The 12,706-nt window shown below is 47.5% G+C and carries 4 protein-coding genes; all 4 read left to right on the top strand.

Annotated elements, in window-relative coordinates; all coding sequences use genetic code 11:
- The first annotated feature begins 50 nt into the window (after positions 1-50).
- The gene (locus NE536_RS02185) at positions 51-869 is read left to right on the top strand and encodes a peptidylprolyl isomerase (protein WP_261271657.1); all 819 of its coding nucleotides are present in this window, start codon (positions 51-53) and stop codon (positions 867-869) included.
- A complete protein-coding gene (locus tag NE536_RS02180) occupies positions 866-1,717 on the top strand; it encodes a peptidylprolyl isomerase (protein WP_261271656.1) in 852 nt (283 codons plus the stop codon). The genes NE536_RS02185 and NE536_RS02180 overlap by 4 nt, the downstream gene beginning before the upstream one ends.
- Entirely contained in the window at positions 1,704-7,289 is a 5,586-nt protein-coding gene (locus NE536_RS22905; RefSeq protein WP_342455067.1) for a thrombospondin type 3 repeat-containing protein, read from the top strand. The genes NE536_RS02180 and NE536_RS22905 overlap by 14 nt, the downstream gene beginning before the upstream one ends.
- Positions 7,290-7,300: 11 nt before the next feature.
- Positions 7,301-12,706: hypothetical protein (locus NE536_RS02170; protein ID WP_261271655.1), on the top strand; the 5,406-nt coding region annotated here is incomplete at its 3' end.

Genomic DNA, 12,706 nt, shown 5'->3' with positions numbered 1-12,706 from the left:
TAAAAAGATAGAATTCGCTCGTTTTTGAGATTAATAGGGAAGTCGGTCCAATGAAAAAAATCGTATTTGTTTCGCTTAGTATTTTATCTGCAATGTATATATCCGCTTGTAGCGATAGTCCTGAATATATAGCCAAAATTGACGGAGAACCCGTATTATCAGTCGCTTTGGATTCGTACCTCGATTACAAAAATATCAATAAACTCAACCCTGATATGAAGGCTAAGGGGCAACAGATTTATCTAGATAATCTAGTTTTAATGAAGGCTATTCAAAAGCAGGATAGCTTTAATGAACAGGCTTTCGAAGCAGAATTATTCGAACTGAAAAAAGATTTGTTACTTAATAAGTATTTATTAACCTATTTGGATCAGGCTGTAAATGATACGGCAGTCCGTAATTATTATGCCGAAAATCAAAGTAAATATGAGGAAACCAAAGCGAAAGTTTCGCATATACTTTTGCGTGTTGAACCTAATATCAGTGAACAAGAAAGGCAGGTTATATTTAGTAAAGCACTGGAAGCATACAGCCGGCTAAAAGCGGGTGAGAACTTCGCAGATGTGGCAGTTACTTATTCAAATGATAAGGTATCGGCGGCTAAGGGTGGGCAGCTTGGTTGGATGACCAAAGGTACAATTTCACCCGAATTTTCCCAAACAGTTTTTTCCGAGTTGCAGCAAGGGCAATTCTCATCTCCAGTGCTGACGTCTTTTGGCTACCACATCATTTTATTGGAGCAAGCACCTTCTACTGCCAAGATCCCCTTTGAAAAAGTGAATGGAGATATCAGACGCATTCTCAGAGCTATGGCAAAAGAGGCTGAACTCAAGCGTCTTCGTGAAACTGTGGAAGTCACAAAATCATGATTACAAGAGTCGTCCTGCTTTGTATTACCTTAACCCTGTTGGCGGGTTGTAATCAGCCTGAACCTGTAAAGTCTGTAGATGCCGAACTGGCTGATAATTGGGTTGCACGTATTGATGGAGAGGGCATCAGTGCCTCGGAATTAGAGTTGGCGATGCAGCAAACTCTAGGGGATTCGGGGATATTTTTAGCATCGGCAGAGGTAAAAGATAAGGTGCTGGACAGTATCATCTTGCGTAAGCTGATGGCACAAGCATACGAAAAAGACATGTCGCCAGAAGCTTTGAGCGAGCTTGAGCTTAAGATACAAAGCTACCGTGAAGAGTTGCTCACTAAAGCTTATATTCAACAAAATGTTGTCGCTGAGCCTGTATCAGACGAAATGGTGGCGGATTACTACCGTAAACACCCCCAAAAATACGGTCAGGTTAACTATAAAGTGTTTGATTTGGTTCGAGCTCCCAGCGTAGGCAGTGAAGTGGTTGATCACGCGATGAGTCTCAGATTACAGGCTTTTACGCCTCATAGTGATTGGCGGGCTCTTGCCCAAAATGATCAAGGTAAACTGTTAATTATTTCAGGTAACTCGGCCGAACAAGGGTTGAGTGATGAGTATCGGCAAGTACTGTCTCCTCTTACCAAGGGGAAGGTTTCCGATACACATCTGATCAATGGCTCAATGGTACGTATCAGAGTGACCGACGAAGTTATCATCGAACCAAAAACTTTGGATGAAGTTCGGGCGGACATTCGGAAATCTTTGGCTCCAATACAACTGAAAAAGGCGATTCAAAAGGAAGCTGAGTTGTTAAAGCGCAATAGGGAGATAGAGCGCTATGCCCTGGATTAATTTTGGACTCAGAGGGGGGATTGCCTTCTGTTTGCTGTTTCTGGCTAGTTGTTCTGACTGGACACCTCCGATCTCTGAGCCCGAATATCAACAGGCCACTGAGCTTGAACAGCCTGTCAGAGCTGTTTCATTTCGCTACTTTCCTGATGACGTATCAGTGCCGCAGCAGGGGACGTTATACCGATTGTCCTTGTTTGGTCCTGGATTGCAAAAAAGTGGTCAGTATACGTTTGATGCTTATCTCCACATCCAAGATAAAGGCCAGTATACATTTGATTTAAATATGAAAGGTGATGGGGAACTATTCATAAATGACACTTTAATTACTGAAACTGATTTGCTGTATTTGTCCTCCGGATTCCACAAAATTACACTGATATTGAAACCTAGCACCCAAGATATTCAGCCCCAACTGTGGATGAGCAACATTGATGGAATTCGCACAGAACTTTCACTTGGTGAGCTGTTTATTCCCAAATCACAGGTCGAAACCCTTCCCGCTTCTGAACCACTATTAGAACCATTAAGTCCTGGATTTTCTTACAACTTTTTTGAAGGGCCCCAGCTTTCTTCTGAGTTGTTAAACAACATTCGTTCCATTGAATATACCAATGTCGCATATGTGCAAACTCCCACTGAGCGTAATCGGGACCAGCAAGCGATGTCTCTATATAGTGGTAGTATTCGGATAGATAACTCGGGACTCTACAGTTTCAGGCTCGCCAATGAACTGCTGGCAACGCTAACAATAGCCGGTACTCAAATACATTCATCCTCTCCTGTTTTTGCCGACAGCATGATTCGCAGCTACTGGCTTGAAGCTGGTCACTATCCCGTCACCGTCTTGCTGACCCATAGAGATGATAGAGACTTCGTTAATCTGGAGTGGGCTGTTCATAATGAAGCAAACTCGACTTCAGTAAAATTTGTGCCGTTGGGTGCCGAGGTTGTCACCTCGAAAACTGAACAACTGCTCACTGCCCAGGGTACCGACAAGCAGGGCAACTGGCAGCAAGGTGCTATTTATAAGAGTTTTCGCTCATCAGTCGCACTTGATGTTGCCGAATCAGAGATGCCGGTTAGAGCAGGGTTACTCAGCCATCTGGCAGAAACTCTGTCACAGGACCCTTCTTCTCCGTGGTTATACCTCGCCACATTCTTCAAAGCGGAAAAAGATGGCGTTTATAGCTTTTACGTCCCTGAAACGGTGGCGCTGATGGCGGTTGGCGAGCATCTATTTTCTGCACAGCAAATGGTTGCTGTTGGTGAAAAGAGGGTTGTTAGTATCCGTCTAAATGCGGGTTATTACTCTTTGCGTTGGTTGGCAGCGTCCACTACAGATTTCAGCCGCATGGAAATTGCGGCCCCGGGTAAGCGAGCGGCTGGAGTATTCCATTTTAGCTTTTTTACGCCCTCCGATGTTCCCCTGGCAGATTACGATGGTGATGGTGTGCCGGACCCAGATGACTCGTTTCCCCAAGACCCGACGGAGTGGGCTGATCTCGATGGTGATGGCATCGGTGATAACAGTGACGATGATATCGATGGTGATGGATTTCCGAACGAACAAGACCGCTTTCCGCGGGATCCTGCAGAATGGCGTGACACCGATGGTGATGGTATTGGCGACAATGCCGATCCGGATATCGATGGAGATGGCGTGGTCAACGAAAAGGACGCCTTTCCGCTGGACCCCAACGAGTGGCGTGACCTTGATCGTGACGGTATCGGGGACAATAGCGACCCGGACCGTGACGGTGATGGCGTAGCCAACGAACAGGATGCTTATCCGGATGATCCTGCCCGCTGGACAAAGGATCCGAATGCAATAGATACCGATGGTGATGGTTACCCTGACAATATCGATGCCTTCCCCAATGATCCCAATGAGTGGAGTGATTTTGATGGAGATGGTATTGGTGACAACAGTGACCCGGATAAAGATGGTGATGGTGTCGCGAACGAGGACGATGTGTTTCCAACTAATCCCAACGAGTGGAGCGACCTCGATGGCGATGGTATCGGGGATAACAGCGATCCCGACCGGGATGGCGATGGCTATCTCAATGATGAAGATGACTTTCCGGATGACCCAAACCGTTGGCGCTTGGAGCTGGCTGCCAGTCTGGTCGTCAGTCCTGCACTACCACATCTGGATTTAAGCTGGAAATTGCCCAGTCATGAGCGTTTACAACAATTGGTCATTTGGCGTGCCAGTGGTAACAACAGTTTCATTAAATGGCGAACGCTCGCTGCCAGTGTTCAATCGGTGCGTGACCAAGACCCTGGTAACTTTCAGGTTTTAAGATACCGCTTGTCTCTTATTGATAGCACCGGCCGGGAAATAGGCACTTCTCCGGTACAGGCATATTTTGTTGCTTACAATAACTCACCGCTGACTGGACTCACTGCAACCGAAGTTCAACCGGGTGTTGAGATTAAGTGGAACAATTCGTTGGTAGCAGCCTCAGTTGTATTGGAGCGTAAACAAGCTGGCGCCGATTGGAGAGAGCTGGCTGTTGTCAGCAGCGATTTGAATTCGTTTTTGGACCAACAGGTTCATGCCGCAAAAGAGTATCTATATAGGGCGAAAACCAGATTGGCAGTTACCAATCCACTTAACGGTGAAAACTTGATACTGGACAGTGATTACACCCAAAGTCAGGCACTGACACTGCTCCCTCGGATCCAGATAGCGTTTACTAACGCTACTGCAGCAGAAGGTAACAGCTACCGCTGGGTTAGAAGAGTCAAGGCTTCCGGTGAGTCAGTCAGAGTGACGGGCACGCTGACTGAAGCGCTGGGACCAGTGACTCTTGAGTTCAGTTCAGGCAATCTATTTCTCTCGCAAACCGTTGTCAGCGAATTCAGCTTGCAACTGCCGGTCGATAGAGTGCATAAGGTTTGGCAGGTGAAGCTCAGTGCACCCGTTGGTGAGCGCACTCAGTACGGCGCACAGGATGTGTTGCTGCTGTTTAATATGGGAAGTGGGGAAGTCGTGGTTGTGCCGGATGTGACTCAGGCAACCGTTCAGTCATCTCGCTACTTTGTGACTGGCAGTATCTTGGCCGCAACCGAATTGGAAAGCCTTGCGGCGACCAGTGACCGCTTTGTAGGCACCGAATTTGGCCTCTTGTTTTCTGCTGACGGCAAATTCAGCGGTGAGCTGCCGTTGCTGTGGGGGAATAATACATTCCAGATAAAAGCAGTTGATAAACATGGTAATTCTGGAACGGTCATAGTGGTTGTTGAGCGTGCTGGTGAATCGCTTCCTGAGCTTAGTATCGTCAGTCATACCCAAGGACAGGTGGTCAACTCACCTGATGTTGCACTAAGGGCGCTTATCAAAACCGAATTGGCGAAGGACTCTCTTCGGGCATATGTAAATGGGATTCCGGGCACGCTGTCATTCGTGAAGAATGGCGAATACCAGGTCCAATGGCCGTCTATCAGTCTGGCGCTTGGGAACAATGAGCTTTCCTTCGTCGTGCAAACTAACCAGGGTGTGGTAAGGCGTAACTTAACCCTGGTATACATCGAACCCAGTAGCCTTACGGCACCTGAAATCCAAATCAGCGAGCCACTCAACGGCAGTTGGATTAACAGCGACAGCTTCATTCTGCGCGGTGTGGTTCATTCTGCAGAGATGCCCAATATCTCAGTCAACGGCGTAGCTGTGCAGGCTTATTTGCAGCAATCAGGGCTATATCTGTTCAGTTACAGCGCTAAGCGTGAGCAGGCACAGTGGAGGATTCAGGCTAGCAACAGCACTGGTACTGATATCGAGGTACTATCGTTTAATTTCGATACTGTTGCACCGACTCTCGCTCTTTTCAGTGGATGGAAACAGGCACCTTATATTAATGAGGTTCCGTCGTCATATCTGCACCTCGAAGGAGTGGTCAGCGATGAGCAGGCTGTCACCTTGACGCTCAATGGAAAACCGCTGGCGCTCCAGCCGGGTAATGCAAATAATCAATATTTGTTTACCACCCCGCTTTCGCTTGTAAGGGACGAGGTCTTCAAATTGGTTTTCATGGCCAAAGATGCTGCAGGTAATGGTTTACAGCAGGAATACCTGCTCAAGAGCACTGCAGCGGTAACGGCAGAAATCATTGCTCCCTCTGCACAGCGAGAGTTTGTACTCAAAGAGTCAGACTTCAATTTACAGTTAGTTGCTGAACTGTCTCCCTTGCCAGCTGGCGCCTTCGCTCAAGCTCGGATAGATAGCGGTCCCTTCCAAAACCTGCTAGTGCAAAATGGCTTAGTTAATGAAGTGCTGCAAATGACAGCCAACACGGGCCTGCATAAAGTTGAATTGCAGGTGATTGCTGCCAATGGTCAACTGCTGGCAACCTCCGAGCAAAAGTTCAGTATTGTTCGCATGGAAGACGTGCCCACTCAAATTATAAAGACTACCCCTGAATTGGGGCAGATAAACGTGGATCAGAATCAGTTTATCGCCTTCTATTTTAATCGTCCCGTAGATCGCGGGCAGTTAAAAGTGAAGGTAACCGAAACATTGCACGGTGAAACCTATCTTGAGTCTAGTGAGCAAGGCAGCAGCTTGCTTGGGATTGCAGGGGAAGCCAAAGCTAAGGTCAACCGTATCAATGAAGTTGTGCCCGGCAATATCGCCTCGTTGCCAGGTGACCACAGCTATGCCTTCTACCCCGAAAGAGATTTTGGTTATGGGGCGAATATACGGGTCAGCATCAGTCTGGGTGAGTTGGAAATCCACAGATTCAGCTTTAATGTCAGACCTCTACCGACACTCATTGATGGCCACGTTAAAGACACCTTGTATCAGAGTATTCCGGGCATCAGGGTCCGAATTAAGGAACTGGCAAGGGACGAAGTAACAGATCAGGATAGCACCTTCAGTTTTGGCTATCTCGAGTCTGGTGCTTTTACTATTCCATCTGGTGACTACACCATGGAAATCAATCCAGGAAGAGAGAATCCACAGTTCGGTAACCTTATACATCAGGTCAACATTGTTGCTGGCGAGCGTAATAAGCTCAGGGTTTTTCTGTTGCCTATTATCAACCGCGAAGTTCCTTTTGTGCCAGTGCGTTCTGGCCAAGGTAATACCTATTATGCCAATGGGGAACTGGCATTGTCTTTTGCAAACGCCAACGTCAAATTTGCCGCTCAGACTGCAGACGAGAGTGCTCAGTTTGTGCTGCAGGAAGTCACCCAGATTGGAATGAAGGTTTCGGAAATCGCTCCTGCTCTATTCGTGTACTCGTCACAGCCACAGGGTATTGCTGTGTCTGGGCATGTGGATATTGCCATTAAAGCTCCGAGCCTGCTGGGCAGTTATCACTATTTGCCCCCAGATAAAAGTTACTTGGTACTGGTTGGCCGTCGCGCAGGTACCAATGAATTGGATGTTGTAGGTGTTGGCCAGCGTGATGGTATTTGGATCCGCTCACGCAGCTTTACCGCGCTTGAAAACCTTGATTACATAGGTTTTGCAACAACTGCAGAAAACAAGCAGCAAGTATTGGCCGATTACGCTAATGGAGAGCTGTCACTTATGCAGCTCAAGGCAAGCATCAGGCCCTAGGGAATTGAAACATGGATTGGGTTAAACAAGTATCAACGAGGTCTTTAGTCACATTAGTGACCCTGATGGTATTGTTGTTGGGGATATTCAGTCCCCACACCGCTTGGTGTGGGGGAGCTTGGGATATTTATAGGGTTAAATATGGTCATGTGTTGGCGCGAGGTATGGTGCTTGATGACAGCGGTTTTCCCACCTATGTAGAGTACGACGATACAGGTGCTCGAGTTGGTGGTTGGGCGCAGCCACTATCGTCGGCCCAGGGTGCCTTTGTTATGTCGGCTGAGCAGGTCAGGGCCACTATGACGTTGATAGAAGAGTTAAAAACTGAGCATAACAACAAGCTGCTCATTCTGTCTCGTGAGGCTTATAATGCTGGTGAATTCAAGTCACGATTCGGCGAGCCGATCAAAAAGATTAACCTATCGCCGGTATATAAGTCTGTGGTTGTCAAATCTACAGAGGCAGTAAAGGATGCCTTTGACAGCCATGTCTTACTATTAAGTCGCTTTAATCTCAATGTTCCTCCTGTGTTATCGAGTAGTGCAAGCTCAGTACTATTTGATGCCGAAGGCAGTTTGATATATGCATCGGATAATAATATTGCGTTTGAGTCGGCGTTTTTCGATGGCCCCGATGGCAAAGGAAACCAACCACCGATTTTTGAAAATCTCCGTGATTACAAGGCCTATGCGCCATTTTCTGGCGCAGAGATCGAAGCTTGGATAGACGGGGCAACTTTTTCAGACAAAGAGGGGAAATTTACAGCTTCCTACAATATAGTGCCTTGTCCGGGTTTCAGCTTCTTTTATGACAACGTGCCTATCATCATGACGTACCGTTATGCTGGGTTTACTGCGAATGGTGTACGTCCATTGATGGATGCACAAATTTATCCAGGTTCGGACTTTTGTTCAGGAATTTCTGAAGCGATTCAACCCATTGATTTGGTTTCTGCAATGACCAAAATAACTATCATGGGTATCGAAGCAGCAAGTTCTACACCAATTTACCCAACCAATTTCTATGTAGATACAGGCTTTATCAGTGGGGTTGCTAAATTGGCTCCAATTGGTGCTAAGACCAGTTATGTCTATAAACAGCCAGATCTCAAACCCATCGCCATGGATAATGTAGACTTTGATGGTGACCATATATTCGACAAGGTGTTCTTGGGTGGCCTCAAAGAAGGTAAGTTCGTCTGTAAAGCCGATGCTGAAAGCGCAGAATATCAGGGAGTGTTCTTAAGTTCACGAGGGCAAGAAGCCTTGATGCTCGATTGCACCGACGAAGAGCCTGAGGCATCACAGCCGGATATAATCAGGTTGGCGGACAACGTAGGTGAGTTTGGTCCTCAAGGGCTGGTAGGGGAAATCTCTCTCCAGGATCTAAAGGACACCGATATCATGGTCTTCCGTGAATCCACTGGCATGTTGATTACCCATCGAAAGGGGCTCAATGGTAACGAACTACCCGTAAACAGTAGCTTCTATGGCACTGAGGCTGATGCCTTTGTGTTTCAGATGATGATCCGTGGCCCAGTAGGTAATGCCTTTTCGCTTCATGGTAAAGGAACTGGTGACGCTGGCTTTAACAAGTTCCAATCCCAGGCAAGTATGAATCCGGCTTTGCATGCCCGAAATTCAGACCACCTCAAGCCAGGAGAAGCACTGCGACTGGTGCTCATCAACCGCAAAACCGGTTATATCGGTACCAAGAGAACCCATTATGTTCAGGGTTACTCCGGCGGCATGGTGCAGTTTGCGCTGAACAACATTCAGATGGTGCCGCCTAATCTTAAGATAAGTGCCGAGCGCCGTTTCACCATCAAAGAGGGGCTATCAGCCTCGTCGGAAACCCAAACCCAGCTTATAGGCTACGAAGGCTCCGCCATGGGTGATGATGAAATGCTCACCATCACTACTGAATGGTACGATCATGACGGTAGCCCCCTGCCGGAAGGTTTATCTGATTATGGCTATACCGGGCGACTTGCCAAGGTGGCTGGCCCGGGAGTGCTGGTGGCCAGCGGCGGTGAGATGGCAAACTTTGCCATCCGGCCCGGAAAACAGCTCCAACAAATCCGCCTGGCCGACATGGCCAATGCTGCCGATCACTTCTACGTGCAGGTTAACGGCAAGCCCAAGCATGAAAACCCTTCATTCGCCGATAGCGGCGCTGCGGAATCCGGCCCAATGGCGCAACGTCCAAAGCATTATGTGCCTTTCAAAGTGCCGCTTATCGATGAGGCCAAAACCCGTGAAAACGAGTACCTCTACGGCAAGCTGAAAGACGAAGGTAAAGATGAAGGCCTGGAAAAACCTGAGCCTGTCTATCGTTGGGCCTATCGCCCTGAACTGCAGTTCAGCTCCTATGACTTAAAAGTAAAAGACATTATTCGCCGTCAGTCTGAAGGGCAAACCTCCAGTCTGTTCGACAAAGAAGTGCCTCTCATTGGCACCAACGACAGTGCTGTGAAGCTGCTCTACACCCTTATCGAGAGCGACCAACAGGCGCTGGAGTTCCTCGGTGCCGGTCAGGAGCTGGTATTCGCCCTGGGTGCTACCGAGCTGAAAGCCACAATGGGTGAGGGTAATCAGCTGATTTTCGAGAATCTTGACCATATTGCCTCCCTAGATGTGGAAGACTTTGTCACCCTGAGTCTTTACAACAACACAGATCCCTACAATGTGCTCTGGGAGTACGCGTTTGAGAGTTTGTTTTTATTACCTGCGAGGGGAGCGGATGTTCTTGATATTTCCGCCGACAGGGCATTTGAAGAGCCAAATACCTTATTTGCAGCACTGCTTTCAGCTGGACAGGATAAACCAAACACCCTGGATTGGCATATCCAATCTGGTACAGCTTCCCTGTCGAAGCAAAAAGAAACAAACTCAGACGGTATTTTTTCATCCAATTTAAGCATTGCACCGATTTCTGGAAACCAAGTTCTGGTCAGTGCAAGTTTAGATGGTGGGCAATCGTCAGTAGATTTTGCAATTTTCAAGGTTACACCGGGTAAACCAGAGCATATTGAAGTTAAAACAGAGGGAAAGACAGCCATCAGTAATATCGGTGGTGTAACTCTCGATATAACTATAACTGATAAGCACGGTAATCTTGTGTCAGATGGCACTGCTGTTTCTGTTGACGCGCCTAAGCTATTTGTTAGTGGTGACTTGGCAACCGAAAATGGCAAGGTAAGGCTTATTGTCTCGGGTGCATCTGATGCAGGCTCTCACGCCTTGCTAATTAGCGCCGGTGAAGCGATGAATGAGCTTTTCATTCCAGTTCATAACATCAACCTATCTTTTAGTTTTCCAACATCAACACTTATCAACGAAAACTATAGCGGGGTGGTGACTGCAACCAGCTCTTATGGTTCATTAGCCGGCGAAACTGTAGATTTATCAGTCCATCGAGGCCGTTTGGATAAGAATCAAATTGCTCTGGATGCTGCGGGTTCCGCAAGTTTCTCCCTCGATACCGGAGCTTTTTCCGGTTACGGCTCACTCTATGCCAAGATGGGCGGTTCAGTAGCTGTCCATCACTATGAAGTGTTACAGAAAGAAAACGAAGTAATAGTGCTTGATCAAATGTTGGTGCGTAATGCGCCAGCGGCATCGGGCAGCTACGAGGTAAATGGGGCCGTAATCCAATATACCAACACTACAGAAGTTCGAGTGCCTGGTACAGTTGGCGAATCAGTAACCTTGACGCTGGGAGATTGGTTATCACCAAACGTAGCACCAATCCTCGACTATGAGCTTACGTTCCTAAGTGCTGGGATGGCGGTTACTGACAGAGTTTCTGAGCGTAACGGTCAGGCATCGGGAGTCACTATTTCTGCTCAGTCAACCAAACCCTACTCCACCAGCTTTAATTTTAACGGCCAGGCGAACGTTTCCAGTTTTAATTATCCAGAACTTCACAGACCTGACAATCTGGGTTTTACCCTGATCTTTAAAGCTGAGTCTCTGCAAGGTAACTTGGTTGACTATGATTCCAGCGGGCAAAAGTTGGCTTTTGAAGATGAAAGTCTTGTCTATACAGTTTCTACCGATCAAGGTGACTATCAAATAAGAGCACCTATCACGGCCGGAGACTGGCATGAAGTTGGTGCCCATGTTCTGGAGCAGGAGTTTGTTTTAACAGTCGGAAAAAAGGAATACAAACAGAGCTTTCAGGGGAAGTTACTCGAAAAACGAAGTGGACCAGCATTTAAGCTGGGAGTCAATTTCTCTGGCCAAATGGTGGACTTCAAAGTCTATGACTGGTCTATTGCAGACAAAAAGCTCATGTTGGCCGATGGTAGCGCGAGTGGCGAAGCATCGGTGGCGGCAGATGGATTTGCACGTTTTCAAATTGTCGCCCCAAACCCCCAGATTGCTCAGGCGAAGCGGAATGATCATGGTGAGTCTCGTCATGTATTGTTAAAGCGGGTCGCCGACGAAACCATTCGTATGGTTGCTCTTCCTATTGCAGTTAGAGTTTTCCTAGATGCCATGCCATCGGCATATGCCGCAGGAAGTAATTTACCGGGCTTTTCTGAATGCGAGATTGAACTCCCGGATTTTGGGGAAGTTGATAATAAAATATCGGCTGGAGAGAAGCTGATAGCTGCACTAATAGATTGTAAGTTGCTCCAAAGGCTTGAGCAGGCAAAGATCCGAGTAGAAACGGCATCGGGGTATTACGAAACAACAGTAGCCTATCTTGATTACGGTGCGCATGCATCACTTTATGGCGCTTTGCATGGGGTCAGTTACTCCTTAGCTGCCCTGTTGAATTGCCGTGATGGGGTACTCACGGGAAACAATAGCTCTAAAGTTGGCCTTACCTGTGATTTTATTTCTGGGCTGTTTGTTGTAGGTGACATAAGGGATTTCGCATATCAAAGTGCCTACTACTTTGTCGACGAAGAAGGTAAATACGATAAAGTAACCCATGTATTTTCCTTGCTCGGGATATTGGGGACTTTCATAACGCCTTCGGGGGCCGGTGCCGCAGCGGATGGTCTGTTTTCGGTCATGAGGGTGCTGCCCAAGGCTTTCAGGGTCAATGGAAAGCCGACCAAGTTTATCGAGGCTTTCGCTGACCATATTGATGATAAAGTGCTCAAGGATGACTTCACCGACTTTGATGCAATAGGCAAGCGATTGGTCGACATCCTACCTTTGATAGAAGTAACGGCCATGGTGGCTTTCTATCACGAAGAGTTTGCCCAAGTGAAAGAGGTCATGATCACGTCCATCAACGACCCGCAAACCCTGGAAAGCTGGGCGGCCTACATTGCCCGTGTCATGGCCACCATACCGGAAAACCTTGTCACACAAGAAGCTGACTGGTCATTATTCTCCCGAGCGTATGCGGCGTCGCTCACCTTTGATAGCAAGCGTGCTCGGAAACTGTTGGATGGC

Source organism: Shewanella septentrionalis (genome assembly GCF_025370265.1).
GTDB lineage: Bacteria > Pseudomonadota > Gammaproteobacteria > Enterobacterales > Shewanellaceae > Shewanella > Shewanella hafniensis.
The sequence above is the reverse complement of the archived record's forward strand: the minus strand, read 5'-3'. Positions and strand labels throughout refer to the sequence as shown.

Bases quoted from the DNA above. Each gene is read 5' to 3' on its own strand.
- NE536_RS02185 (WP_261271657.1), top strand. From the start codon at position 51: ATGAAAAAAATCGTATTTGTTTCGCTTAGTATTTTATCTGCAATGTAT.
- NE536_RS02180 (WP_261271656.1), top strand. From the start codon at position 866: ATGATTACAAGAGTCGTCCTGCTTTGTATTACCTTAACCCTGTTGGCG.
- NE536_RS22905 (WP_342455067.1), top strand. From the start codon at position 1,704: ATGCCCTGGATTAATTTTGGACTCAGAGGGGGGATTGCCTTCTGTTTG.